The sequence below is a fragment of the Streptomyces sp. NPDC039480 genome (assembly GCF_055597165.1).
This window is the reverse complement of sequence record NZ_JBVITX010000011.1, coordinates 11200-36568: the sequence shown is the minus strand read 5'-3', so window position 1 is coordinate 36568 and position 25369 is coordinate 11200. Positions and strand designations below refer to the sequence as shown.

Below are 25369 nucleotides of genomic sequence, written 5' to 3'. Positions count from 1 at the left end.
AAGGAGTGATCCGAGCCCGTACATGCGCGTGTGGGCACCCCGCGTGGCACAGATGCACCAAGCAACCGCATCCAGCGGTTCACGCTCCGTCCGCGGTCCGCGCGCAGCCGGCGGTCCGCACAAGGGAGGCTCGGCATGGCGTCCACCGCATGCGTTCCCTCGGTCCCGGCGCCCGGTGACGCCGACGACCTCCGCGAGCGGGCGCGGGGCGCCCTGCTCGGCCTCGCGGTCGGCGACGCGCTCGGCGCCCCCGCCGAGAACATGAAACCGTCCGAGATCCGCCGCCGCTGGGGCCGCATCACGGGTTACGTCGCCGAACACCCGGCCGGCACCGACGACACCGAGTACGCGATCTTCTCCGGGCTGCTGCTCGCCCGGCACGGCTCCGCGCTGACGGTCGCCCACGTCGAGACGGCCTGGCACCAGTGGATCGCCGACCTCGACGAAGGCCCGTTCCGCGGCGCGGGCTTCAGCGAGCGCGGCACCCTGGAGAACCTGCGCAGGGGCCTCGCCGCCCCCATCTCCGCCCAGCACCGGCACGCGTGGAGCGACGGCCTCGCGATGCGGGCCGCGCCCTTCGGCGTCTTCGCGGCGGGCCGCCCCGAGGAGGCGGCCCGCCTCGTCGCGATCGACGGCTCCGTCAGCCATGACGGCGAGGGCATCCACGGGGGCCGGGCGGTGGCGGCGGGCGTCGCGGCGGCCATGACCGGGGCGCGCGTGGACGCCGTCGTGACGGCGGCTCTCTCCGTCATCCCGGACGACAGCTGGACGGCCCGCTCCCTGCGCCGCGCGGTGGCGGTCGCGCACCGCGGCGAGCGGGCGGTCCGTTCGGCGGTGGTCATCGGCGGCTACCCCTGGACGGACCTCGCGCCGGAGGCGGTGGGCCTCGCGTTCGGGGCGTACGCGGCGGCGCGCGGCGACTTCCGCTGCGCGGTGCTCTCGGCGGTGAACATGGGCCGTGACGCCGACACGACGGCGGCGGTCGCAGGCGCCCTCGCGGGCGCGACATGCGGCGCCGCGGCGATCCCCCAACCCTGGTCCGCAGCCATCGGCCCGGCCCGAGGCACCTGCCTCCCTTCAATACGGGGCCACCACGTACTGGACGTAGCAGCCCTGCTGACACCGGAGGGTGAGGCGTGATGAGGGGCCGGTCCGGTCCCGCTGTGGGCAGGCGTTCCGCACGGCGATGGGGGTCCCCCCTGGTCGAGCGCAGTCGAGAGCTTGGGGGAGGGTGGGCACAGCCCCCGGTACCGGGCGCCGAGAACGGAGGCGTCAACCGAAGCGAGGCGCCGCCAGCCGAAGCGCTACTGCTGGGCCTAGCGGCAGGCGACGCCGCAGGGTGGCCCGCCGCCAGACACCGCGCCGCCCGCATGCCGGAGTGGACACGAAGACTCACCCGCGAACTCGACACCTTCGCCGAGCAGAACGCCACGACCACCCTCCCCGTCCCCATCGCCCTGAACCAGTCCCCCGAACCCCTCCGCCTCGGCCCGTCGGACGACGCCGAATGGGCGGCCTTCACCGCCGAGTCCCTGCTCCGCGCGGCGGACGGCACCCTCAGCACCACCCTGAGCCCGGACCGCCGCGTGCGCGCGGCCCTCGACCTCTCCTGGAACACCCTCGCCGCCGAGATCGCCGCCGCGGCGGCCCGCGCCCCCGAGGTCGAGTCCGCCGTCCTCCCGCTGCGCGCCCGCATCTCCGTCCGCGCGGGCCTCGGCAACCTCGCCGCGGGCCTGCGCCCGCCCGCCACCGGCCACGACAACCCGCACTACTTCGACGACGCGGCCTGCGTACGCGCCTGCGTGCTGGCCCTGGTCCACCCCGGTGACCCCGAACGGGCCGCCGCACTCGCGGAGTTCGACGCCCGCTACACCCAGGACGGCGACGGCACGCACGGCGCCCGCGCGATGGCCGCCGCGCTCTCCGCCGCGCTCGCGGGGGCCGACGTCGACGCCGCGGTGGAGTGCGCGCTCGACCAGCTCCCCGAGCACACGGAGATCGGCAGGAACGCCCGGCACGCCGTGAAGACGGCCCGCGCCCAGGCGGACGACGGCGCCTTCGCCCTCGTACCGCTCCTGGAGCACCAGATCGTCGACCACGTCTACAGCTACGGCATCGCCGCGGCCGAGACCGTGCCGGTCGCCCTCGCCCTGGCCACCGCCGCGCGCGGCCGCATCGGGGAGGCGGTGCCCGCCGCCGCGTGCCTGTCGCGCGTCGCGGACTCGGCGCCCGCGCTCGCCGGGGCGCTGACCGGCGTCCTCGGCACGGCGGCCGCGATCCCCGGAGCCTGGCGGGACGCCTGCCGCACCCTCTCGGGCTGCGCGCTGCCCCGTCTCGCGGGCACCGACCTGGTGGAACTCGCCGGTCACCTGGCAGACACGGAACTGGCCACTCCAGGTGGACAATTCCGACATGACGACCATGACGCCACGTCCTGAGATCCCACGAACCGAGCTGTCCCTGTCCGACCGCATCGCGGGCAGCCTCGTCGGAGCCGCGGTCGGCGACGCGCTCGGCGGACCCGTCGAGGGGTACGCGCCCGAACAGATCGCCGAGCGGCACGGGGGCCGCGTCCACGGCATCGTCGGCCCCTGGAACGGCGACGACTGGCGTACGGCCCGCCCCATCGCGCCGTACCACAAGGGCGACGGACACGTCACCGACGACACCCTCATGACCCACGCGCTGGTCCGCGTGTACGCGGCGGTCCGCGACCACCTCGACGCGTACGCCGTGGCCGACCACCTCGTCCCCGACCTGATGACGACCCCGCGCTGGATCCCCGAGCTGGAGGCCGAGGCGCTCCCCCTGCACCGGATCTTCCTCGCCGAGAAGTGGCTCGTCGCCCGTCTCCACTACGGCCACGTCGACCCGCGCGAGGCCGGCACCGGGAACATCGTCAACTGCGGCGCGGCGATGTACATGGCGCCGGTCGGCCTGGTCAACGCCGCGAACCCGCAGGCCGCGTACGCCGAGGCCCTCGACATCGCGGGCGCCCACCAGTCCTCGTACGGCAGGGAGGCCGCGGGCGTCTTCGCGGCGGCCGTGGCGGCGGCCTGCGCGCCCGGCGCCACGGCGGACTCCGTGGTCGGGACCTGCCTGTCCCTGGCCAAGGACGGGACGCGCGCGGCGATCGAGGCGGTCGCCGAAGTCGCCGCGCGGCACCGGGACTTCGAATCGGCGCTTGCCCCGATCCGGGCCGCCGTCGCCCCCTTCGACACGGTCGGCCCCGACTACCGCGCCCCGTCCCTGGGCGCCCGCCGCCCCTCCCGCCTGCACGCCGTCGAAGAGCTCCCCGTGGCCCTCGGCATGCTCCTGGTCGGCGAGGCCGACTACCGCCGCACGGTGCTCGGGTCGGTCAACTACGGCCGCGACTGCGACTCCATCGCGACGATGAGCGGCGCGATCGTCGGCGCGCTGCGCGGCGCGGAGGCGGTCCCCGCCGACTGGGCCAAGCGGGTCGCCGAGGCCAGCCGCCTCGATCTGCACGCCCCGGCGGCCGCGCTGACGGCGGTGGCCGAGGAGATCTTCGCCCGGGACGTACGCCGTCGCCGCGCCCACGAGTCCGCGTTCGCGACCCTGACGGCCGACCGGTGATCCGCCTGACGTGGGTCCAGCCGGAGGACCTGATCGGCCACGAACTCCGCCAGGCCGAACAGGAGGGCCACGACGTCACGGCGGTACGCGCCCGCTGGCTCGCGGCAGGCGGCCACCTGCCCCCCTCCCACGCGGGCGCGTCCCCCTCCCCTGCCCCACCGCACCTCCGCGCCCTGGCGGACCAACTCCTCGACGAGCTGGCCCAGTTGCCCCCGCCGCGGGCAGACGCGCCACGCCGAGCACCTGTCACCGCCCCTCCCGCCCCGGTCGGCCTGCGGTCCCGTCTCCACGCCGCCTGGCTCGGCAGAGCCGCGGGCTGCCTCCTCGGCAAACCGGTGGAGAAGCTCCCCCTGGACGGCATCCGCAGCCTTGCCAGGGCAGCGGGCAACTGGCCCCTGCACACCTGGTTCACCGAGCGGGGCGTCCCGCCCGGGCTCAGGGCGGCGTACCCCTGGAACAGGCGTTCCGCGCCGACCTCCCTCGCCGAGAACATCGACGGCATGCCCGAGGACGACGACCTCAACTACCCCCTCCTGAACCTGCTCCTCCTCCAGCGCCACGGAAGGGACTTCACCACCGAGGACGTGGCACGGCTCTGGCTCGACGAGCTCCCCGCGGGCCGCACCTTCACCGCCGAGCGCGTCGCCTACCGCAACCTCCTCCAGGGCATCGAACCCCCGCACACCGCCACCCACCGCAACCCGTTCCGCGAGTGGATCGGCGCCCTGATCCGCGCCGACATGCACGGCTGGACCAACCCCGGGGCCCCCGAGGCGGCCGCCGAACAGGCCCGCAGGGACGCGGTCCTGACCCACACGGCGAACGGCGTGCACGGCGCCGAGTTCGCGGCGGCCACCATCGCCGCGGCGGCGGGCGGCACCGCCGACGTCCACACCTGTCTGCGGGCCGGCCTGTCCGTCGTACCGGCCGATTCGCGCCTGGCCGAAGCCGTGCGAGAAGCCATTCAACTGGCATACGACACACGGGACTTCGACGACGTCGTCAATCACCTCCACGCGCGCCACGCCACCCACCACTGGGTCCACGTCGTCCCCAACGCCGCTCTCCTCGCCGCCGCCCTCACCCACGCCGACGGCGACTTCACCGGCTCCATCACCCGTGCCGTCTCCGGCGGCTGGGACACCGACTCCAACGGCGCCACCGCCGGATCGGTCGCGGGCCTGCTCGCCGGCCGCCCCGACGCGCTCCCCGACCGCTGGACGGCGCCCCTCAAGAACCGGCTCGCCACCTCCGTGGGCGACTTCGACGGCATCGGCTTCGACACCCTCGCAGACCTCACCACCGCACTCACCGCCCGGGAGGCACCCCGCCCATGAGTCCCACGCCCCACATCGCCGTCCTCGGCAGCGCCAACATGGACCTCGTCGCGTACGTCGCCGAGGCGCCGCGCCGCGGCGAGACCGTGACCGGCCGCGAGTTCCGCACCGCGCCCGGCGGCAAGGGCGCCAACCAGGCCGTCGCGGCGGCCCGCGCGGGCGCCACCGTCACCCTGATCGGCGCGGTCGGCACCGACGCCCACGGCAGCACGATCCGCTCCTGCCTTGAGCACTCCGACGTCGACACGGACCTCCTGCGCACCGTCGAGACGCCCACCGGCACCGCGCACATCGTCGTCGACGACGAGGGCGGCAACGCGATCGTCGTGATCCCCGGCGCCAACGGCACCGTCACCGCCCTCGGCCCCGGCGACGAGGGCCTGATCGCCTCCGCCGACGCCCTGCTCCTCCAGTTGGAGGTACCCCTGGCAGGGGTCGTCGCCGCCGCGCAGGCCGCCCGGCGCCACGGCGTCCGCACCGTCCTCACCCCCGCCCCGGCCCAGCCCCTGCCACCCGAACTCCTCGCCGCCACCGACCTGTTGCTGCCCAACGAACACGAGGCCGCCGCCCTCACCGGCATCGCCGACGACCCACGGGCCGCCGCCGCGGTCCTGCTCTCCCAGGTGCCCGAGGTCGTCATCACCCTCGGCTCGCGCGGCAGCCTGTACGCGGCGCGCGGCACCGAACCGGTCACGGTCCCCGCCCAACAGGTCACCGCGGTCGACACCACCGGCGCGGGCGACACCTTCGCGGGCACCCTCGCCGTGGCACTCGCCGAGGGCAACTCACCGCCCGACGCACTCCGTTGGGCGGCGGCGGCGGCGGCGCTCGCCGTGCAGCGCCCGGGGGCGTCGTCCTCCATGCCGTACCGCAAAGAGATCGACAGCCTCGTCGAGCAACTGGGCGCCGCGTCATGACCGCCCCCCTCACCGGCCTCCGCGTCCTCGACCTCGCCACCCTCTTCGCGGGCCCCCTCGCCGCCACGATGCTCGGCGACTTCGGCGCCGAGGTCATCAAGGTCGAGCACCCCTCGCGCCCCGACCCGTCCCGCGGCCACGGCCCGTCGAAGGACGGGGTCGGCCTGTGGTGGAAGCTGCTCGGCCGCAACAAGCGCACGATGACCCTCGACCTGTCGACGCCCGGCGGCCGCGAGACCCTGCTGCGCCTGGCCGCCACCGCCGACGTCATCGTCGAGAACTTCCGCCCCGGCACCCTGGAGAAGTGGGACCTGGGCTGGCCCGAGCTGCACGCCGCCAACCCCCGCCTGGTCCTGACCCGCGTCACCGGCTTCGGCCAGTTCGGGCCGTACTCCCGCCGCCCCGGCTTCGGCACGCTCGCCGAGGCGATGAGCGGCTTCGCCGCCATCACCGGGGAGCCGGAGGGCCCGCCGACCCTGCCGCCGTTCGGCCTCGCCGACTCCATCGCGGGCCTGGCGACAGCGTACGCGGTGATGACGGCCCTCGCGGCCCGCGACCGCACGGGCGAGGGCCAGGTCGTCGACATGGCGATCATCGAACCGATCCTCACGGTCCTCGGCCCCCAGCCGCTCTGGTACGACCAGCTGGGCCACGTACAGCCCCGCACCGGCAACCGCTCCACGAACAACGCGCCGCGCAACACCTACCGTACGGCGGACGGCGGTTGGGTCGCCGTCTCCACCTCCGCCCAGTCGATCGCGGAGCGCCTGATGCGCCTGGTCGGCCGCGCCGACCTGATCGCGGAGCCGTGGTTCGCCACCGGCGCGGACCGGGCGCGCCACGCCGACGTCCTCGACGAGGCGGTCGGCGGCTGGATCGCCCGGCACACCCGCGCCGAGGTGATCGAGGCGTTCGAGAAGGCGGAGGCCGCGGTCGCCCCCATCCAGGACGTACGCGACGTCATGACCGACCCCCAGTACGCGGCCCTCTCCACGCTCACCACGGTCGACGACCCGGAACTCGGCCCGCTGCGCATGCAGAACATCCTCTTCCGGCTCTCCGCGACCCCCGGTGCGATCCACTGGGCGGGCCGCCCGCACGGCGCCGACACGGACGCCGTCCTCACCGAACTCGGCCTGACCGAACGCGAGATCACCACCCTGCGCAAGGAGGGCGCGCTGTGACCGGCCACACCCCGCTGACCTGGCTGTACGTTCCCGGGGACCGGCCCGAGGTGGTCGCCAAGGCCCTCCACACGGGCGCCGACGCGGTGATCGTCGACCTGGAGGACGCGGTCGCCCCCGACCGCAAGGAGTACGCGAGAGCGGCGACGGCCGAACTGCTCTCCGACCCTCACCCGTCCCCTGTCCCCGTCCACGTCCGCGTGAACGCCCTGGACGGCCCGCTCGCCGAGGTCGACCTCCGCGCCCTCGCCCCGCTCCCCGGCCTCGCGGGCCTGCGCCTGCCCAAGGTCACCACGCGCGCCGAGGTCATCCGCGTCGCCGAGCGCGCGGTGCCCGCCGACGGCGGGGCGCTCGCCCTCCACGCGCTCGTCGAGTCGGCGCTCGGCCTGGAGCACGCCTACGCCATCGCCACCGCGCACCCGGCCCTGCGCGGCATCTCCCTCGGCGAGGCCGACCTCCGCGCGGACCTGGGGATGCGCGAGGAGTCGGGCCTCGACTGGGCGCGCTCCCGGGTGGTGGTGGCCGCGCGGGCGGCGGGCCTGGCCCCGCCCGCCCAGTCGGTCCACCCGGACATCCGCGACCTGGAAGGCCTCGCCGCGTCCTGCGCCCGGGGCCGCGCCCTCGGCTTCCTCGGCCGCGCGGCGATCCACCCCCGCCAGCTCCCGGTCATCGAGCAGGCCTATCTCCCCACCCAGGAAGAGATCGAGCGGGCCGAGGAGATCACCAAGGCGGCCGCGACGGACGAGGGCGCCCTGGCACTGCCGGACGGCCGCTTCGTGGACAAGGCGGTGGTGGAGGGCGCGCGGCGCGTCCTGGCGCTGGCCCACAGGAAGTGACCGCCCACGCGAAGGGCCGCCGGATCACCCGATCCGACGGCCCTTCACCATGCATGCGCGTCCGAGGAGCGAGCCTCAGCTCTTCGGCTCGGCCGAGGACTTCGCTCCGTCGGCGGAGTCCTTCTCGCCCTCGGGCTTACTCTCGGACTCCTTCTCGGCCTCGGCGTCCGTCTCGCCCTTGGTGAGCTTCACGGAGTCACCGCCGTCGACCGCGGGCTCGGCGCCCGGCTCGACGATCTCCTCGCGTCCGGGGCGGGTCTTCGCCGACACCACGAGGTAGGCGACCGCCAGGAGGAACACCACAATGGCGGTCCACACGTTCAGCCGGAGGCCGAGCACGTGGTGCGCGTCGTCGACCCGCATGTACTCGATCCAGCCGCGCCCGGCGCAGTACGAGGCGACGTACAGTGCGAACGCCCGGCCGTGTCCGAGCTTGAAGCGACGGTCCGCCCAGATGACCAGGACGGCGACGCCGATGCACCACAGCGACTCGTACAGGAAAGTGGGGTGGTACGTGCCGGGGACCCGGCCGTCCTCGGCGGAGGTGATCTTCAGCGCCCAGGGCACGTCCGTGGGCTTGCCGTACAGCTCCTGGTTGAACCAGTTGCCCCAGCGGCCGATGGCCTGCGCGAGGGCGATGCCGGGGGCCAGCGCGTCGGCCCAGGCGGGCAGCGGGATGCCGCGGCGGCGGCAGCCGATCCAGGCGCCGACGGCGCCGAGCGCGATCGCGCCCCAGATGCCGAGGCCGCCCTCCCAGATCTTGAAGGCGTCCACCCAGTCACGGCCGTCGCTGAAGTACAGCTGGTAGTCCGTGATCACGTGGTAGAGACGCCCGCCGACGAGGCCGAACGGCACGGCCCACACGGCGATGTCGGCCACGGTGCCTGACCGGCCCCCGCGAGCGATCCACCGCTTGTTGCCGAGCCAGACGGCTACGAAGACGCCGATGATGATGCAGAACGCGTAGCCGCGCAACGGGATGGGTCCGAGTTCGACCACACCGCGCGACGGACTGGGAATGAAGGCAAGGTCCATGACACGACCGACGCTACCGTGCCGGGCGTCGGGGGCGGCAACCGGTCCGGCTACGGGTGCATAACAGGAGAGCCGCCGCCCCCACCGTCACGAGCGGTTCGCCGCTTCCACCAGCTGCTTCAGCTTCTGGGGCGTCAGCGGCTTCTGCGGGTCACCGAAGATGTCCTTGCCGTCGAGCTTCACGGTGGGGGTGCCGCGCAGCTTCGCGTCCTGGAAGGCCTTGTTGGACTTGTCGACCCAGCTGTCGTGCGTGCCGTCCTCGACGCACTTCTTGAAGGAGTCGGTCACCAGTCCGTCGACCTCACCGGCGAGCTCGATCAGTCGGCTGTTCTTGCCGAACGCGTCGTCGGGCTCCGGGGGCTGGTTCTTGAAGAGCACGTCGTGGTACGGAGTGAACTTGCCGGCGTCCTGGGCGCAGGCCGCGGCGCTGGCCGAGCGGCGGGAGCCGCTGCCGCCCATGTTCCCGTCGATGAGGGTGGCCAGGTGATACTCCACCTTGAGCTGCCCCTTGTCGGCGAGCTCGTGGATCGTCGAGCGGAAGCCGTCCTCGAACTGCTTGCAGGCCGGGCAGCGGAAGTCCTCCCAGATGGTGAGGGTCGACTTGGCGCTGTCCTTGCCGACGGGGATCATCGGCCCGTCCTTGTCGCCCGCCCCCTTGGGCGCGACCACCGGTCCCGCCGCGTCGCTCTTGTCGTCGCCGGAATTGGCGGCGAGCAGTCCCACCACGGCGGCGAGGCCGAGGACACCGACCACCGCGGCGCTCACGACCAGCGCCCTGCGCCGCTTGTCGCGGGCCTTCTGCCGCTCTCGCTCTGCCGCCATCCGCGCGCGGGCCGATCGCTTTTCCTCACGGTTCTTCTCGCTCACACCCCGCCAAACGAACCGGGGAGGCGCGAGCGCGCCTCCCCGGTCCAGGTCCACCCGTACGAGTTACGCCTTGCCGCGGACCCCGTCGGCGAGCTCACCGGCGAGGGCGCGCACGGCGGCCAGGCCCGCGGCCTCGTCCGGCGCGTCGAGGATCCGCTGCACGAAGGCGGAGCCGACGATCACTCCGTCGGCGAAGCCCGCGACCTCGGCGGCCTGCCGGGCGTTGGAGACGCCGAGGCCGACGCAGACCGGCAGGTCCGTGGTGGCCTTGGTGCGCCGCACCAGGTCCTGCGCCTGCTCGCCGACGGACTCGCGGGTGCCGGTGACGCCCATCAGCGAGGCCGCGTAGACGAAGCCGGAGCCCGCCGCGGTGATCGTGGCGAGCCGCTCGTCCTTGCTGCTCGGCGCGACGACGAAGACCGTCGCCAGGTCGTGCTTCGCGGCGTGCTCACGCCACAGCGCCGACTCCTGGACGGGCAGGTCGGGCAGGATGCAGCCCGCGCCGCCCGCCTCGGCGAGCTCGGCGGTGAAGCGCTCCACGCCGTAGCGGTCGATCGGGTTCCAGTACGTCATGACGAGCACCGGCTTGCCGGTCGCCTCGTGGGCCTCGCGGACGGTGCGCATGACGTCGCGGATCTTGAGGCCGCCGCGCAGCGCGATGTCGTCGGCGGTCTGGATGACCGGGCCGTCGAGCACCGGGTCGGAGTGCGGCAGGCCGACCTCGACGACGTCCGCGCCGCCCTCGAAGACGGCCTTGACGGCCGCGATGCCGCCGTCGACGGTGGGGAAGCCCGCGGGCAGGTAGGCGATGAGGGCGGACCGGCCCTCGGCCTTCGCGGCCGCGAGGGTCTCGTCCAGCAGTTTGACGTTGCCGCTCACTTGGCGTCCCCCTCGATCTCCGCGCCGGTGCCGGGCTCGTCGGCCTCGACGGTGGCGTCCGTGTCGTACAGGCCGAAGTAGCGCGCGGCCGTGTCCATGTCCTTGTCGCCGCGCCCGGAGAGGTTGACGACGATCAGCCCGTCCTTGCCGAGCTCCTTGCCGACCTCCAGGGCCCCGGCGAGCGCGTGGGCGCTCTCGATGGCGGGGATGATGCCCTCGGTCCTGGAGAGCAGGCGCAGGGCCTGCATGGCCGCGTCGTCGGTGACCGCGCGGTACTCGCCGCGGCCGCTGTCCTTGAGATAGGCGTGCTCGGGGCCGATGCCGGGGTAGTCGAGGCCCGCCGAGATCGAGTAGGGCTCGGTGATCTGGCCCTCCTCGTCCTGGAGGACGTAGGAGCGGGAGCCGTGCAGGATGCCCGGCTCGCCCGCGGTCAGGGTGGCCGCGTGCTCGCCGGTCTCGATGCCGTGGCCTGCGGGCTCGCAGCCGATGAGGCGCACGTCCGCGTCCGGGATGAAGGCGTGGAAGAGGCCGATGGCGTTGGAGCCGCCGCCGACGCAGGCGACGGCCGCGTCGGGCAGGCGTCCGGCGCGCTCCAGGATCTGGCGGCGGGCCTCGACGCCGATGACGCGGTGGAAGTCGCGGACCATGGCGGGGAAGGGGTGCGGTCCCGCGACGGTCCCGAAGAGGTAGTGGGTCCTGTCCACGTTGGCGACCCAGTCGCGGAACGCCTCGTTGATGGCGTCCTTCAGGGTGCGGCTGCCGGACTTCACGGCGACGACCTCGGCGCCGAGCATCCGCATGCGGGCCACGTTCAGGGCCTGGCGCTCGGTGTCGATCTCGCCCATGTAGATGGTGCATTCGAGGCCGAAGAGCGCGCAGGCGGTGGCCGTGGCGACGCCGTGCTGTCCCGCGCCGGTCTCGGCGATGACGCGGGTCTTGCCCATGCGCCTGGTGAGCAGGGCCTGCCCGAGCACGTTGTTGATCTTGTGCGAGCCGGTGTGGTTCAGGTCCTCGCGCTTGAGGAAGACGCGGGCGCCGCCGGCGTGTTCCGCGAAGCGGGGCACCTCCGTGAGGCTGCTGGGGCGTCCCGTGTAGTCGACGAGCAGCGCGTCGAGTTCGCGGGCGAACTCCGGGTCGCTCTTCGCCTTGTCGTACTCGACGGCGACCTCGTCCACGGCGGCGACGAGGGCCTCCGGGATGAATTTCCCGCCGAAGGCGCCGAAGTACCCTTCGGCGCTGGGGATGTGACCCTCCGGGTCAGGAATGAAGTATTCGCTGGGCATGGCTGGATCCTTGTCAAGAACGGCGATGACAACGGGTGCTGGCGCGCGCCCCTTCAGGGGCGCGGGGAACTGCGCGACAAGCCCACGACGGGCCGCGGTCGCGGCGAAACCCTGGCCGGCGACGGCGCGAGGGCTTTTCAGCTCAGGCGCCGCCCTGCCATCGCATCCCAGGGATCTGACCCGGCTCCGAGCCGATGTGGTACCGCACACGCCGCCCCCGCACACGCCGCGCGGGCGCCCGGCAGCCGCGGGGGCGGCAGCCGGGTGCGAGGCGGGCGGAGATCGGCATGGGGAGGAGTCAGCTCCGCCCGTGCCGGAGGGCCGGGTGCGTGCCCGCGGCGACCAGGTCGGAGACCGCGCCCTTCGGGTCGCGGCCGGTCACCAGGGACTCGCCCACCAGCACCGCGTCGGCGCCCGCGTTGGCGAAGGCGATCAGGTCGTGCGGTCCGCGCACACCGGACTCGGCGATCTTGACGACGCTGTCCGGCAGCTCGGGGGCGACCCGCTCGAAGGTGGAGCGGTCGACCTTCAGGGTCTTGAGGTCGCGGTTGTTGACGCCGATGACCCGCGCGCCCGCGTCCACGGCACGCTCCGCCTCGTCCTCGTCGTGCACCTCGACGATCGGTGTGAGGCCGATCGATTCGGCACGCTCGATCAGGGACTCCAGGGCGGGCTGCTCCAGGGCGGCCACGATCAGGAGCGCGAGGTCGGCGCCGTACGCCCGGGCCTCCCACAGCTGGTACGAGGTGACGATGAAGTCCTTGCGGAGCACCGGGATGTCGACCTTGGCGCGGACGGCCTCCAGGTCGGCGAGCGAGCCGCCGAAGCGGCGCTCCTCGGTGAGCACGGAGATGACGGCCGCGCCGCCCGCCTCGTAGTCGGCGGCGAGACCCGCCGGGTCGGCGATCGCGGCGAGCGCGCCCTTGGAGGGGCTGGAGCGCTTCACCTCGCAGATGACCTTGACGCCGTCGCCGCGCAGGGCCGCTGCGCCGTCCTTGGCCGCGGGAGCCTTGGCCGCACGCTCCTTGAGCTCGTCGAGGCTGACGCGTGCCTGCCGCTCCGCGAGGTCGGCACGGACTCCGTCGATGATCTCGTCGAGCACACTCACGCGAGCGGCCCCCTTCCCTGACGGTTGAGCTGACGTTCAAGCTGGTCACTGCGATGGTATCCGCAGAGGGGCGAAGGCCTCGCATCCGGTTGACAGGCGTCCCACGACCTGGACATTCACCACCCGTCCGGCCTGCACTTTCAGGGGTGCAGCCAGGATCCGAACGGCAGATTCCGTACGACGGTGAAGAGCGCGACCAGGGCGCCGAGGCCCCACAGCTGCAGCGGCCCCGGCTCGATCCGCACCGGCCGCCCGCGCACCGTCCTGACCACCCACACGGTCCACACCACGGCGAAGAGGACGTATCCGGCGACGGCGAGCGCGTTGGCGCCGAGGGCCGCCGTGAGGTCGCCGTGAATGAAGGCGTGGGCGCTGCGCAGGCCGCCGCAGCCGGGGCAGTAGACGCCGGTGAGGCGCAGCAGCGGGCAGGCGGGGTAGTGGCCGGGTTCGTTCGGGTCGACGGCGCCGACGTACGCGAAGGCGCCGGCGACCGAGGCGAGCACGCCGGCCGGCACGAGCAGGCGGGTCAGGACGGCGGGCGCGGCGCTCTCGGGTCTGGCGGTCACCCGTGCATTCTGCCGCGTGTCCGGGTGCGCCGCCCGGCCGCCCGGCCGGAGTCCCCGTGCCCGGCCACGCGAAAGAGGCGGTCCCGGCACCTGCCGGACCGCCTCTTCCCGTAAGGCTCGTACAGCTCGTACGTCTCGTACAGCGACGTCAGCTCTTGGCGCCCGCGGCCTGGCGGCCGCCCGCGGCCTGGCGGTGCGGACGCTTCTGCGAGCCCAGGCCCATGAGGTGCATGACGCCGCCCACGAGGCCGCCGATCGCGATGATGGCCATGCCGGCCCAGAAGCCGGGCACGTTGGCCATCACCATGAAGGCGCCCGCGACGCAGAAACCGACGAAGGCGATGATGGAACCGGTCCAGGCGGCCGGGGTGTGTCCGTGGCCTGTCGCCATGAAAGTGCTCCTTGTTGCTGTGTGCGCGGTGGTGGCTGCGGAGCCCACCGCGCGGCGGACGCTCGCTGACATTGTCCCGTACCCGCGCGTATGCCCCGAGCGCGGGGGGTCATGTTCCGGGAGAGCGGGGGCTCACGTTCCGCGGGTGGGGTCCTCGCCGCGGTCGAGGGCCTTCCACAGCTCCTCGGGCCGCTCGGGGTCCGCGACGCGGCGCGCCTTGCGGGGGCTCGGCGAGCCGTCGCGTTCGTAGCGCCCGGACATCGCGGGCCAGGAACGGCCGTACGTGAGGGCGAGGAGTCCGGCGAGCAGGATCAGGGCGCCCGCGGCGGCCGCGGCGTACGGCCAGCCGGTGTGGCTGAGGTCGCCGATGGTGGCGGCGGCGTCGCCGGATGCCGTGGCGGCCTTCTCGTCGAGCGCGTCCTTGTCGTCGGCGCCGAGCAGGGCGGCGGCGACGATGCCGCCGCCGCTGAGCGTGAGCAGCAGGGAGACGAGGAAGCGTCCGGCGCGGCGGACCGCGAAGACCGCGACGAGCGCGGCGAGGCCCACTATGGCGAGGGCCGCGGGCACGCCGGTGACGTCGCTGCCCTTGGCGGTCAGCGGCAGCTCGCCGCCGGCCACCGACGCGGTGCCGTGGGCCCAGTCCTGGCGGGAGGCGAGCAGGGCGAGGGCCGCGCCGACGGCGCCGAGCAGCAGCGCGGCGGCGATGCTGCGCCGGCTGCTGCGCTGGGCGCGGCTCTCGGACACGGCCTCGGTACGGGGCGGAGGTACGGCAGAAGTCACCCGTCCACTATCCCTCACGGCCCGAACGGTCGTGCAGCCGGTTCGCCGTGTGGATGGCGCGCAGCACTGCGGCGGCCTTGTTCCGGCACTCGGTGTCCTCGGCGACGGGGTCCGAGTCGGCGACGACCCCGGCTCCGGCCTGCACGTATGCCGTGCCGTCGCGGAGGAGGGCGGTGCGGATGGCGATGGCGGTGTCGGAGTCGCCCGCGAAGTCGAGGTAGCCGACGCAGCCGCCGTACAGGCCGCGCCTGGACGGTTCGAGCTCGTCGATGATCTGCATCGCGCGCGGCTTGGGGGCGCCGGAGAGGGTGCCCGCCGGGAAGCAGGCGGTGAGGACGTCGAAGGCGGTGCGGCCCTGGGCGACCTGTCCGGTGACCGTCGACACGATGTGCATGACGTGGGAGTACTTCTCGATGGACATGAAGTCGACGACCTCGACGGAGCCCGGTTCGCAGACCCGGCCCAGGTCGTTGCGGCCCAGGTCGACGAGCATCAGGTGCTCGGCGCGCTCCTTGGGGTCGGCGAGCAGTTCGTCGGCGAGCGCCTGGTCCTCGCGCGGGGTGGCGCCGCGGTGCCTGGTCCCGGCGATGGGGTGGACCATGGCGCGCCCGTCCTCGACCTTGACGAGGGCCTCGGGCGAGGAGCCGACCACGTCGAATCCGTCGAAGCGGAAGAGGTACATGTACGGCGACGGGTTGGTGGCGCGCAGCACGCGGTAGACGTCCAGCGCCGTCGCGGTGCACGGGGTCTCGAAGCGCTGGGAGGGCACGACCTGGAAGGCCTCGCCGGCCCGGATGCGTTCCTTGATGTCCTCGACGGCTTCCTGGTACTGCTCGCCGCCCCACAGGGCGGTGTACTCGGGGAGCTCGGAGGGCGGCAGGGCGGCAGGGGGCTGGGAGACGGGCCGGGAGAGGTCGGCCTCCATGGCGTCGAGGCGGGCGACCGCGTCGGCGTACGCCTCGTCGACTCCTGTCTCCAGGTCGTTGTGGTTGATCGCGTTGGCGATCAGGAGGACCGAGCCGTCCCAGTGGTCGAGGACGGCGAGGTCGCTGGTGAGGAGCATGGTCAGTTCGGGCAGGTTCAGGTCGTCCCGGTCGCCGGGGCCGATCTTCTCCAGGCGGCGCACGATGTCGTAGCCGAGGTAGCCGACCATGCCGCCGGTGAAGGGCGGCAGGCCGTCGGCGCTGACCACGTCGCGCGGGGTGTGCAGTATGCCGATGGTGGCGCGCAGCGCGGCGAGCGGGTCGCCGGAGGTGGGCACGCCGACGGGCGGGGTGCCGAGCCAGTGGGCCTCGCCGTCGCGGACGGTGAGGGCGGCGGCGCTGCGGACGCCGACGAAGGAGTACCGGGACCACGACCGGCCGTTCTCCGCGGATTCGAGGAGGAACGTGCCGGGGCGTTCGGCGGCGAGCTTGCGGTAGAGCCCGACGGGGGTGTCGCCGTCCGCGAGGAGCTTGCGGCTGACGGGGATGACACGGCGGTCGGTCGCGAGCTTGCGGAAGGTCTCGAGGTCCATGGCAGGACCCTACTGACCGGGCGCGGGCGCGCCGGGCACGGGAAGCACGGGCAGCACGTCGGTGTCGAAGCAGGTGCGGGTGCCGGTGTGGCAGGCCGCGCCGACCTGGTCGACCTGGACGAGGACGGTGTCCGCGTCGCAGTCGAGCGCCACCTCCTTGACGTACTGGAAGTGGCCGGACGTGTCGCCCTTGACCCAGTACTCCTGGCGGCTGCGCGACCAGTAGGTGCAGCGCCCGGTGGTGAGGGTGCGGTGCAGCGCCTCGTCGTCCATCCAGCCGAGCATCAGCACCTCACCGGTGTCGTACTGCTGGGCGATGGCGGGGACGAGCCCGTCGGCGCTGCGCCTGAGGCGCGCGGCGATCTCCGGGTCGAGGCTGCTGCTGGGCGGGGGCACGCTGGTCATGGGCCCATTGTGCCGCTCTCGGGAGGTGCTTCCTGCGGGCGTCCACTGTGCGGACCGGTGGCACGGTCGTAGGCTGGCTGGTATGTCGACCCATGCGAAGCGTGAACGACTTCTTCTCGCCGACCTGTTGGAGGCGGAGGGGCCCGAGGCGGCCACTCTGTGCGAGGGCTGGAAGACCCGTGACCTCGCGGCCCACGTGGTGGTGCGCGAGCGCCGCGCGGACGCGGCGGGCGGGCTGCTGATCAAGCAGCTGGCAGGGCGCCTGGAGCGGGTGCAGGCCGAGTTCGCCGCGAAGCCGTACGAGGAGCTGATCCAGCTCATCCGGACGGGGCCGCCGCGTTTCTCGCCCTTCGCCCTGAAGCAGGTGGACGAGGCGTCGAACGCCGTCGAGTTCTACATCCACACCGAGGACGTGCGCCGCGCGCAGCCCGACTGGACGCCGCGCGAGCTCGACCCGGTCTTCTCGGACGCCCTGTGGTCCCGTCTTGAACGCACGGCCCGCCTGGTGGGCCGCAAGTCACCGGTGGGCCTGGTGCTGCGCCGCCCGGACGGCCGGACGGCGGTGGCGCACCGGGGCACTCCGGTGGTGACGGTGACCGGTGAGCCGGCCGAGCTGCTGCTGTTCGCGTTCGGCAGGCAGGAGGTCGCCGACGTCGGTCTCGACGGTGACAAGGAGGCGATCGCCACGCTGCACGAATCGAAGCAGCTGGGCCTTTGAGCGGTGCTGCTCGGGTGAACCGTGCTGTTCGGCTGAACTGCGCTGGTCTGCTGAACGGTGGTGTTCAGCGCGGGAGTTCGGCGCGGCGCAGGGGGCGGGCGCAGAGGCCGACGACGCCTCCGGCCGCGCTGAGCGCCGCGCTCGCGGCGAACACGGGCCCGGCGCCCCAGGCGCCGATCGCCGCGCCCGCGACGGGGTAGCTCAGCGGGGCGACGCCCATGGTGAAGAACGTGAACACGGACGTGACGCGGCCGAGGTAGGCGGGGTCCGTCACCGTCTGGGCCAGGGTGCCGATGACGGCGCCGCCGAGGCCGGTGAGCAGGCCCACGCAGAGCCCGGCCGCCGTCGCGGTCACCACGGAGGGCACGAAGGCGATCGCGCCCAGGGCGACCGAGCCGCCGATCACCGCCCAGGACAGGACGAGCCCGGCGCGCGGGACGCGGCCGCGGACGGCGATGAGGAGGGCGGCGCACCCGGCGCCGACGCCGAAGCCGGCGAGCATCCAGCCCTGGCCGGTCGCGCCCCAGCCGCGCTCCTCGGCGAGCAGCACGAGCCCGATGTTGGCGGGTCCGGCGAAGCCCAGTTCCACGACCCCGGCCGTGACGACCAGCGGGGCGAGGACGCGGTGCCCGCGGATGTAGCGCAGGCCGTCGACGAGCTGCCGCCGGGCCGGTTCCGTCCGCCCCGCCGCCTCGTCGGGCGCGAGGTCCCGGACGCGTACGGCGAGGAGCAGCACGAGCGACACGGCGAACAGCGCCCCCGCCGCGCCGAACCCCGCCACCGGCCCGCCCGCCGCCACCGCGAGCCCGCCCAGCGGCGCCCCGGTCACGGTGGCGACGCGCTGTGCGAGCCCCCGCATGCCCTGCACGCGGCCCAGCTGGCCCGGGGCGGTGATGCGCGGGGGCAGCGCGCCGACGCTCGGCAGGAAGAGGGCGTCGACCGCGCCGAAGACGAGGGCGAGGGCCGCGAGCGGCCAGATCCCGGGCGTGGACACCAGGAGCAGCACGGTCACCGCGAGGATCACCGCGCACCGCACCGCGTCGCTGCCGATGACGACGCGGCGCGGTCCGAAGCGGTCGGCGACGACTCCCCCGCCCAGCATGAGCGCGGCGCGCGGGACGGCGCCGACGGCGAGCACGAGGCCCGCCTGCGCGGGGCTTCCGCTGCGGGTGGCGGCCCAGGACAGCGCGAGGAAGTAGATGCTGTCGCCGACCATCGAGGCGGTGTAGGCGCTCAGCCAGCGCAGGACGTTGCCGTCGCGGTGGGCGGGGCGCTCGGTGACGGGGTGCGGGGATATCGCGGCGGTCACGGGGCGCCCTCTCAGAGCCGGAAGGGGAAGCTGGCCAGGTGGACGGCGACGTTCTCGCGGTTCTCGGTGTCGCCGGCCGCCTCGGCGGCCCTGCCGCGCTCCTCGTACGTCCTGACGAGTGCGTGGATCTCTTCGTTCATGGCCTTCAGTTCGGCGGGGTTCAGCCGGGCGAGGAAGTCGGACTGGTCCGCCGCCGTGCGCCACTCGGCGCCCCAGGCCGCCTGCTGGTCCAGGTAGGTCTCGTACTGCTCCCTGCGGTGGGCGATGAGGCCGCGGAGGACGGCCGCGTGGGTGGCCGCTCCTTCCGGCGTGTCCTTGAAGTCCTCGTGGCGGAAGCTCAGGGTGTCCTGCGCGGCCTGCCACCAGCGCTCCCGGGCGTCCTCGCTCTGCGTCTCGGCCTCCTCGATGAGGCCGTGCTCGGCGAGCTTGCGCAGGTGGTAGCTGACCAGCGAGACGGCCTCGTCGACCTGCGCGGCGAGGTGCGAGGCGGTCGCGGGGCCGCCCACGCGCAGCGTGCCGTACAGCTTCATCCGCAGGGGGTGCCCGAAGGCCTTGAGGGTGCCGAGGTCCGTGATCCGGCGACGGTTCTCCATGCGCTCACCCTAGATACGAAAGAAAGGTTGCACAATAAGTATTGCGCAACAGATCTTTCGCATCTCGCCAAGACAATGCCGCCACGGCACGAGGCCGTGGCGGCAGAGAGCTTGCCCATCAGGCAGAGAGCTTGCCCGTGGGCAGGAAGCGGTTGCCTAGCGGACGGGGTGCCCCGCCCCCCGCAGCGTCTCCTTGACCTCGCCGATCCGCAGATCCCCGAAGTGGAAGACCGAAGCCGCGAGCACCGCGTCAGCGCCCGCCTCGATGGCCGGCGGGAAGTGCTCCAGGCGGCCCGCGCCGCCGGAGGCGATCACCGGCACGGTGACGTGCTTGCGGACCGCCGAGATCATCTCGATGTCGTAGCCGTCCTTCGTGCCGTCGGCGTCCATCGAGTTGAGCAGGATCTCGCCCGCGCCGAGCTCGGCGGCCCGGTGCGCCCACTCGACGGCGTCGATGCCGGCGGACTCGCGGCCGCCGTGGGTGGTGACCTCGAAGCCGCCCGACGCCGTCCTGCGCGCGTCGACCGACAGGACGAGCACCTGGCGTCCGAACCGCTCCGCGATCTCGCGGATCAGGTCGGGGCGTGCGATCGCCGCCGTGTTGACGCCGACCTTGTCCGCGCCCGCGCGCAGCAGCCTGTCCACGTCCTCGGCGGTGCGCACGCCGCCGCCCACCGTGAGCGGGATGAAGACCTGCTCGGCGGTGCGGCGGACCACGTCGTACGTGGTCTCGCGGTTGCCGGACGACGCGGTGATGTCCAGGAAGGTCAGCTCGTCGGCGCCCTCGGCGTCGTACACCTTGGCCATCTCGACGGGGTCGCCCGCGTCGCGCAGGTTCTGGAAGTTGACGCCCTTGACGACGCGGCCGTTGTCCACGTCGAGGCAGGGGATCACGCGTACCGCGAGGGTCATGCGGACGCTCCTCGGTAGGCTTCCAGCTCCACTTCGACCAGGATGCGCGAGTCGACGAAGCCGGAGACGACCACCATGGTCATCACCGGGCGCACGGAGTCGAAGACCTCCTTGTGCGCACGGCCCACCGCGTCGACGTCCCGCGCGTGGGTGATGAGGAGCCGCACGGCGGTCACGGACTCGGGGCCGAGCCCGAACTCGGCGATCGCCGCCAGCGCGTTGGCGATGGCCACCCGCGTCTGCTCGTAGGGATCGCCCTCGCCGTACAGGATGTCGCCCTTGAAGGACGTGGTGCCGCCGACCACCACCCGGTCGCCCGCCTCGACGGCCCTGGCGAAGCCGAAGGCCTCCTCCCAGGGGCTGCCGCTCTGCACTCGTCGTACGCCACTCATCGGGACACGGCCTCCAGCGCTTCCTCCAGCGTGAACGCCTTCGCGTACAGCGCCTTGCCGACGATCGCGCCCTCGACGCCGAGCGGGACGAGCTCGGAGATCGCGCGCAGGTCGTCCAGGCTGCTCACACCGCCGGAGGCGACCACGGGGCGGTCCGTCGCCGCGCACACGTTCTTCAGGAGCTCCAGGTTCGGGCCCTGCAGCGTGCCGTCCTTGGCGATGTCGGTCACCACATAGCGCGCGCAGCCCTCGCCGTTCAGGCGCTCCAGGGTTTCGTAGAGGTCGCCGCCGTCGCGGGTCCAGCCGCGGCCGCGCAGCGTCGTACCACGTACGTCGAGGCCGACCGCGATCTTGTCGCCGTGCTCGGCGATGACCTTGGCGACCCACTCGGGGGTCTCCAGGGCGGCGGTGCCGAGGTTGACGCGGGTGCAGCCGGTGGCGAGGGCGGCGGCCAGCGAGGCGTCGTCGCGGATGCCGCCGGACAGCTCGACCTTGATGTCCATGGCGCCCGCGACCTCGGAGATCAGCTCGCGGTTGTCGCCGGTGCCGAAGGCGGCGTCCAGGTCGACCAGGTGCAGCCACTCGGCGCCCGACCGCTGCCAGGCGAGGGCGGCCTCCAGCGGGGAGCCGTAGGAGGTCTCCGAGCCGGACTCGCCGTGGACGAGGCGTACGGCCTGGCCGTCGCGGACGTCGACGGCGGGAAGGAGTTCGAGGGTGCTCACAGGGTTCCGATCCAGTTGGTGAGGAGCTGGGCGCCGGCGTCGCCGGACTTCTCGGGGTGGAACTGGGTGGCGCTCAGCGCGCCGTTCTCGACGGCCGCCACGAAGGGCTCGCCGTGGGTGGACCAGTGCACGTACGGGGCGCGCATCGCCGGGTTCGCGACTTCCAGGGTCCAGTCGTGCACGGCGTAGGAGTGCACGAAGTAGAAGCGGGCGTCGTCGTCCAGGCCCTTGAAGAGCGGGGATCCCGCGGAGGCCTGGACGGTGTTCCAGCCCATGTGCGGGACGATCTCGGCCTTCAGCGGCGCGACCGTGCCCGGCCACTCGTCCAGGCCCTCGGTCTCCACGCCGTGCTCGATGCCGCGCGCGAAGAGGATCTGCATGCCGACGCAGATGCCCATGACAGGACGGCCGCCGGAGAGCCGGCGCCCGACGATCCAGTCGCCGCGCGCCTCCTTCAGGCCCTGCATGCAGGCGGCGAAGGCGCCGACACCGGGCACCAGCAGGCCGTCGGCGTTCATGGCCCTGTCGTAGTCACGGGTGATCTCGACGTCGGCGCCCGCGCGCGCGAGGGCACGCTCGGCGGAGCGGACGTTGCCGAAGCCGTAGTCGAAGACGACGACCTTCTTGGGAGAGCTCATGTCGCGTACTCCTCCCGTCAGTTCCAGTAGTCGAGCCGCAGGATGCCCGCGGCCAGGCACATCGCGGCACCGATGGAGAGGAGCGTGATCAGGCTCTTCGGCATGCCCTGCTTGACGAAGGAGATGATGCCGCCGATCAGGAAGAGCCCGACGACGATGAGGATGGTGTTCAGACCGGTCATGGGTTTACAGCGCGCCCTTCGTGGACGGAAGGATGCCGGCCGCGCGCGGGTCGCGCTCGGAGGCGTAGCGCAGCGCGCGGGCCAGCGCCTTGAACTGGCACTCCACGATGTGGTGGGCGTTGCGGCCGTACGGCACGTGGACGTGCAGCGCGATCTGGGCCTGCGCGACGAAGGACTCCAGGATGTGCCGGGTCATCGTCGTGTCGTACTCGCCGATCATCGGCGCCATCTTCTCGGGCTCGGTGTGCACGAGGTACGGACGGCCGGAGAGGTCGACCGTCACCTGGGCGAGCGACTCGTCCAGCGGGACGGTGCAGTTGCCGAAGCGGTAGATGCCGACCTTGTCGCCGAGCGCCTGCTTGAAGGCGGCGCCCAGCGCGAGCGCGGTGTCCTCGATGGTGTGGTGCGAGTCGATGTGCAGGTCGCCCTCGGTCTTGACCGTGAGGTCGAAGAGGCCGTGGCGGCCGAGCTGGTCGAGCATGTGGTCGTAGAAACCGACTCCGGTCGACACGTCGACCTTGCCGGTGCCGTCGAGATCGATCTCGACGAGGACCGACGTCTCCTTGGTGGTGCGTTGGACCCGTCCTACGCGGCTCATGCGTCCTGCTCCTTCTTGAGTTCGCGTACCGCATCGAGGAACGCGTCGTTTTCGGCGGGGGTTCCGGTGGACACCCGGAGCCAGCCGGGCACTCCGTTGTCACGGACCAGGACGCCCCGGTCGAGGATCTTCCGCCACACCTCATGAGCATCCGGGAACCGCCCGAACTGCACGAAGTTGGCGTCGGAGTCGGTCACCTCGTACCCCGTCGCGCGCAGCTCGGTGACCAGGCGGTCCCGCTCGGCCTTGAGCTGATCGACGTACCCGAGGAGGGTGTCCGTGTGCTCCAGGGCGGCCAGCGCGGTGGCCTGTGTGACGGCCGACAGGTGATACGGCAGGCGTACGAGCTGCACGGCGTCGACGACCGCCGGGGCGGCGGCGAGATAGCCGAGGCGCAGCCCGGCGGCGCCGAACGCCTTCGACATGGTGCGGGAGACGACGAGGTGCGGGCGCCCCTCGATCAGCGGGAGCAGCGAGTCGCCGTGGCTGAACTCGACGTACGCCTCGTCGATCACCACCATGGACGGCTTCGCGGCCTGGGCGGCTTCGTACAGGGCGAGGACCGCCTCGGCCGAGACGGCGTTGCCCGTGGGGTTGTTGGGCGTCGTGATGAAGACGACGTCCGGCTGGTGCTCGGCGATGGCCTTCGTGGCCGCCTCGACGTCGATGGTGAAGTCGTCGTGGCGCGGGCCGGAGATCCAGCCGGTGCCGGTGCCGCGGGCGATGAGGCCGTGCATCGAGTACGAGGGCTCGAAGCCGATGGCCGTGCGGCCGGGGCCGCCGAAGGTCTGCAGGAGCTGCTGGATGACTTCGTTCGAGCCGTTGGCCGCCCAGACGTTGGCGAGGGTGACCTCGTGCCCGCCGGTGCGGGTGAGGTAGCGCGCCAGCTCGGTGCGCAGCTCGACCGCGTCCCTGTCGGGGTAGCGGTTGAGGTCGCGGGCGGCCTCGCGCACCCGCTCGGCGATGCGCTCGACGAGCGGCTCGGGGAGCGGGTACGGGTTCTCGTTCGTGTTCAGCCGCACGGGGACGTCCAGCTGGGGTGCCCCGTAGGGCGACTTGCCGCGCAGCTCGGCGCGGACGGGGAGGTCGTCGATGCGTACGTCGCTCACTGGCCCGGCACCTTCCATCCGAACCTCGCCTTGATCGCCGCGCCGTGCGCGGGCAGGTCCTCCGCCTCGGCGAGCGTCACCACGTGGTGCGCGACGTCGGCGAGGGCGTCGCGGGTGTAGTCCACGATGTGGATGCCGCGCAGGAACGACTGGACGGACAGGCCCGAGGAGTGGCAGGCGCAGCCGCCGGTGGGCAGGACGTGGTTGGAGCCCGCGCAGTAGTCGCCGAGGGAGACGGGCGCCCAGGGGCCGACGAAGATCGCGCCCGCGTTCTTGACGCGGCCCGCGACGGCGGTGGCGTCGGCGGTCTGGATCTCCAGGTGCTCGGCGCCGTACGCGTCGACGACCCGCAGGCCCTCCTCCAGGCCGTCGACCAGGACGATCGCGGACTGGCGGCCGCTCAGCGCGGGCACGATCCGGTCCTCGACGTGCTTGGTGGCGGCGACCTGCGGCGCCAGCTCCTTCTCGACCGCGTCCGCGAGCGCCACCGAGTCGGTGACGAGGACGGCGGCCGCGAGCGGGTCGTGCTCGGCCTGGCTGATCAGGTCGGACGCGACGTGCGCCGGGTCGGCGGTGTCGTCGGCGAGGACCGCGATCTCGGTCGGGCCCGCCTCGGTGTCGATGCCGATGCGGCCGGTGAAGTAGCGCTTGGCTGCGGCGACCCAGATGTTGCCGGGGCCGGTGACCATGTTGGCGGCGGCGCAGGTCTCGGTGCCGTACGCGAACATGGCGACGGCCTGGGCACCGCCGACCGCGTACACCTCATCGATGCCGAGGAGGGCGCAGGCGGCGAGGATCGTCGGGTGCGGGAGCCCGCCGAAGTCGGCCTGCGGCGGGGACGCGAGCGCCATGGACTCGACGCCCGCCTCCTGCGCCGGCACGGCGTTCATGATCACGGAGGACGGATAGACGGACCGGCCGCCCGGGGCGTAGAGCCCGACGCGCTCGACGGGCACCCACTTCTCGGTGACCTTGCCGCCGGGCACGACCTGGACGGTGTGCGGGGCGCGGCGCTGCTCGCGGTGGACGGCGCGGGCGCGGCGGATGGACTCCTCCAGGGCCTCGCGCACGGCCGGGTCGAGGCCGGCCAGGGCCTCGGTGAGCGCGGCCGCGGGGACGCGGACCTGGTCCAGGCGCACCCCGTCGAACTTCTCCGCGTACTCGATCAGCGCCGCGTCGCCACGATGATGCACGTCCTCGCAGATGGGCCGCACCTTCTCCAGGGCGGCCGCGACGTCGAAGTCGGCACGGGGCAGCAGGGCGCGCAGGGCGGCCCCCGACGGAAAGTCCGTGAGGGCATCGCCGCGCAGATCGATTCGAGAGATCACATGGCCAATTCTCTCAGACCTTCTTTCGACGTCGGTCGCCCGTATCACTGACTGATATGAGCCACGGAAGACCGTGTTCACCCCTGGCGTTCAGCCGGTCACAGAGCGGGCATGAAACGGGTGTACGAGGGAGCCGCGCACCGCAGGACGGAGGACGGAAGCAGTGG

General features: G+C 73.1%; 29 protein-coding genes. 8 read left to right on the top strand and 21 right to left on the bottom strand.

Annotation, left to right across the window (positions count from 1 at the left end; translation table 11 throughout):
* The first annotated feature begins 135 nt into the window (after positions 1-135).
* Genes ACZ56E_RS30015 through ACZ56E_RS29985 form a run of 7 tightly spaced genes read left to right on the top strand, consistent with a single transcriptional unit; the run spans position 136 to position 7871 of the window.
* Positions 136-1140 carry an ADP-ribosylglycohydrolase family protein gene (locus ACZ56E_RS30015; RefSeq protein WP_468609803.1) on the top strand — a complete coding sequence of 335 codons (1005 nt, stop codon included), beginning with the start codon at positions 136-138 and terminating at the stop codon, positions 1138-1140.
* Positions 1140-2438 carry an ADP-ribosylglycohydrolase family protein gene (locus ACZ56E_RS30010; protein WP_471218891.1) on the top strand — a complete coding sequence of 433 codons (1299 nt, stop codon included), beginning with the start codon at positions 1140-1142 and terminating at the stop codon, positions 2436-2438. Before ACZ56E_RS30015 ends, ACZ56E_RS30010 begins: the two co-directional genes overlap by 1 nt.
* The gene (locus tag ACZ56E_RS30005) at positions 2422-3597 is read left to right on the top strand and encodes an ADP-ribosylglycohydrolase family protein (protein WP_471219325.1); all 1176 of its coding nucleotides are present in this window, start codon (positions 2422-2424) and stop codon (positions 3595-3597) included. The genes ACZ56E_RS30010 and ACZ56E_RS30005 overlap by 17 nt, the downstream gene beginning before the upstream one ends.
* The gene (locus ACZ56E_RS30000; protein WP_471218890.1) at positions 3594-4934 is read left to right on the top strand and encodes an ADP-ribosylglycohydrolase family protein; all 1341 of its coding nucleotides are present in this window, start codon (positions 3594-3596) and stop codon (positions 4932-4934) included. Before ACZ56E_RS30005 ends, ACZ56E_RS30000 begins: the two co-directional genes overlap by 4 nt.
* Positions 4931-5851, top strand: coding sequence for a ribokinase (rbsK, locus tag ACZ56E_RS29995; RefSeq protein ID WP_471218888.1), 921 nt, complete (start codon positions 4931-4933; stop codon positions 5849-5851). Before ACZ56E_RS30000 ends, rbsK begins: the two co-directional genes overlap by 4 nt.
* The gene (locus ACZ56E_RS29990) at positions 5848-7035 is read left to right on the top strand and encodes a CaiB/BaiF CoA transferase family protein (RefSeq protein ID WP_471218886.1); all 1188 of its coding nucleotides are present in this window, start codon (positions 5848-5850) and stop codon (positions 7033-7035) included. Before rbsK ends, ACZ56E_RS29990 begins: the two co-directional genes overlap by 4 nt.
* Entirely contained in the window at positions 7032-7871 is an 840-nt protein-coding gene (locus tag ACZ56E_RS29985) for an HpcH/HpaI aldolase/citrate lyase family protein (RefSeq protein WP_471218884.1), read from the top strand. The genes ACZ56E_RS29990 and ACZ56E_RS29985 overlap by 4 nt, the downstream gene beginning before the upstream one ends.
* Positions 7872-7946: 75 nt before the next feature.
* Here the strand turns inward: ACZ56E_RS29985 and lgt are convergent, their stop codons facing one another.
* The 11 genes from lgt to hisI form a co-directional block, all read right to left on the bottom strand.
* Positions 7947-8906: a prolipoprotein diacylglyceryl transferase gene (gene lgt / locus ACZ56E_RS29980; protein ID WP_471218882.1), complete on the bottom strand. Its 960-nt coding sequence runs from the start codon at positions 8904-8906 to the stop codon at positions 7947-7949.
* 87 nt (positions 8907-8993) lie between these two features.
* Positions 8994-9773 (bottom strand): DsbA family protein, encoded by a 780-nt coding sequence (locus ACZ56E_RS29975; protein ID WP_471218881.1) that lies wholly within the window; start codon positions 9771-9773, stop codon positions 8994-8996.
* 63 nt (positions 9774-9836) lie between these two features.
* Entirely contained in the window at positions 9837-10652 is an 816-nt protein-coding gene (trpA, locus tag ACZ56E_RS29970; RefSeq protein ID WP_468609819.1) for a tryptophan synthase subunit alpha, read from the bottom strand.
* Entirely contained in the window at positions 10649-11935 is a 1287-nt protein-coding gene (gene trpB, locus ACZ56E_RS29965; protein WP_471218878.1) for a tryptophan synthase subunit beta, read from the bottom strand. The genes trpA and trpB overlap by 4 nt, the downstream gene beginning before the upstream one ends.
* A 142-nt stretch (positions 11936-12077) precedes the next feature.
* Positions 12078-12224 (bottom strand): tryptophan biosynthesis modulator TrpM, encoded by a 147-nt coding sequence (gene trpM, locus ACZ56E_RS29960; protein ID WP_398307285.1) that lies wholly within the window; start codon positions 12222-12224, stop codon positions 12078-12080.
* A gap of 9 nt (positions 12225-12233) precedes the next feature.
* Complete coding sequence (gene trpC / locus ACZ56E_RS29955) at positions 12234-13043, bottom strand: indole-3-glycerol phosphate synthase TrpC (RefSeq protein WP_398307283.1); 810 nt, start codon at positions 13041-13043, stop codon at positions 12234-12236.
* Between the two features lie 140 nt (positions 13044-13183).
* Positions 13184-13609: a DUF2752 domain-containing protein gene (locus ACZ56E_RS29950; RefSeq protein WP_471218876.1), complete on the bottom strand. Its 426-nt coding sequence runs from the start codon at positions 13607-13609 to the stop codon at positions 13184-13186.
* Between the two features lie 148 nt (positions 13610-13757).
* The gene (locus ACZ56E_RS29945) at positions 13758-14000 is read right to left on the bottom strand and encodes an HGxxPAAW family protein (RefSeq protein WP_471218874.1); all 243 of its coding nucleotides are present in this window, start codon (positions 13998-14000) and stop codon (positions 13758-13760) included.
* Positions 14001-14132: 132 nt separating this feature from the next.
* Positions 14133-14780 (bottom strand): TIGR02234 family membrane protein, encoded by a 648-nt coding sequence (locus ACZ56E_RS29940; protein ID WP_471218872.1) that lies wholly within the window; start codon positions 14778-14780, stop codon positions 14133-14135.
* Between the two features lie 7 nt (positions 14781-14787).
* Positions 14788-16296: an anthranilate synthase component I gene (locus tag ACZ56E_RS29935; protein WP_471218870.1), complete on the bottom strand. Its 1509-nt coding sequence runs from the start codon at positions 16294-16296 to the stop codon at positions 14788-14790.
* A 9-nt stretch (positions 16297-16305) separates the two neighbouring features.
* Positions 16306-16701, bottom strand: a complete 396-nt coding sequence (hisI, locus tag ACZ56E_RS29930; protein WP_398307273.1) for a phosphoribosyl-AMP cyclohydrolase — start codon at positions 16699-16701, stop codon at positions 16306-16308.
* Positions 16702-16783: 82 nt separating this feature from the next.
* Between hisI and ACZ56E_RS29925 the strand changes: the two genes are divergently transcribed.
* Entirely contained in the window at positions 16784-17419 is a 636-nt protein-coding gene (locus tag ACZ56E_RS29925; protein ID WP_468609833.1) for a TIGR03085 family metal-binding protein, read from the top strand.
* A 64-nt stretch (positions 17420-17483) separates the two neighbouring features.
* Here ACZ56E_RS29925 and ACZ56E_RS29920 read toward each other — a convergent pair whose 3' ends face one another.
* The 10 genes from ACZ56E_RS29920 to hisD all read right to left on the bottom strand — a co-directional run bounded on the left by ACZ56E_RS29920 (position 17484) and on the right by hisD (position 25202).
* Positions 17484-18728 (bottom strand): MFS transporter, encoded by a 1245-nt coding sequence (locus ACZ56E_RS29920; protein WP_471218869.1) that lies wholly within the window; start codon positions 18726-18728, stop codon positions 17484-17486.
* 11 nt (positions 18729-18739) lie between these two features.
* The gene (locus ACZ56E_RS29915) at positions 18740-19321 is read right to left on the bottom strand and encodes an ArsR/SmtB family transcription factor (RefSeq protein ID WP_471218867.1); all 582 of its coding nucleotides are present in this window, start codon (positions 19319-19321) and stop codon (positions 18740-18742) included.
* A gap of 156 nt (positions 19322-19477) precedes the next feature.
* A complete protein-coding gene (gene hisF / locus ACZ56E_RS29910; protein ID WP_468609839.1) occupies positions 19478-20233 on the bottom strand; it encodes an imidazole glycerol phosphate synthase subunit HisF in 756 nt (251 codons plus the stop codon).
* The gene (locus ACZ56E_RS29905; protein WP_468328256.1) at positions 20230-20625 is read right to left on the bottom strand and encodes a Rid family hydrolase; all 396 of its coding nucleotides are present in this window, start codon (positions 20623-20625) and stop codon (positions 20230-20232) included. Before ACZ56E_RS29905 ends, hisF begins: the two co-directional genes overlap by 4 nt.
* Positions 20622-21347 (bottom strand): bifunctional 1-(5-phosphoribosyl)-5-((5-phosphoribosylamino)methylideneamino)imidazole-4-carboxamide isomerase/phosphoribosylanthranilate isomerase PriA, encoded by a 726-nt coding sequence (priA, locus tag ACZ56E_RS29900; protein ID WP_468560795.1) that lies wholly within the window; start codon positions 21345-21347, stop codon positions 20622-20624. The genes ACZ56E_RS29905 and priA overlap by 4 nt, the downstream gene beginning before the upstream one ends.
* Entirely contained in the window at positions 21344-21985 is a 642-nt protein-coding gene (gene hisH / locus ACZ56E_RS29895; RefSeq protein ID WP_468609843.1) for an imidazole glycerol phosphate synthase subunit HisH, read from the bottom strand. The genes priA and hisH overlap by 4 nt, the downstream gene beginning before the upstream one ends.
* 17 nt (positions 21986-22002) lie before the next feature.
* Entirely contained in the window at positions 22003-22167 is a 165-nt protein-coding gene (locus tag ACZ56E_RS29890) for a hypothetical protein (protein ID WP_055563286.1), read from the bottom strand.
* 4 nt (positions 22168-22171) lie between these two features.
* Positions 22172-22765: an imidazoleglycerol-phosphate dehydratase HisB gene (gene hisB / locus ACZ56E_RS29885; RefSeq protein ID WP_362992372.1), complete on the bottom strand. Its 594-nt coding sequence runs from the start codon at positions 22763-22765 to the stop codon at positions 22172-22174.
* Positions 22762-23874: a histidinol-phosphate transaminase gene (locus ACZ56E_RS29880; protein WP_471218864.1), complete on the bottom strand. Its 1113-nt coding sequence runs from the start codon at positions 23872-23874 to the stop codon at positions 22762-22764. The genes hisB and ACZ56E_RS29880 overlap by 4 nt, the downstream gene beginning before the upstream one ends.
* A complete protein-coding gene (gene hisD / locus ACZ56E_RS29875) occupies positions 23871-25202 on the bottom strand; it encodes a histidinol dehydrogenase (RefSeq protein ID WP_471218862.1) in 1332 nt (443 codons plus the stop codon). Before hisD ends, ACZ56E_RS29880 begins: the two co-directional genes overlap by 4 nt.
* Between the last annotated feature and the right edge of the window lie 167 nt (positions 25203-25369).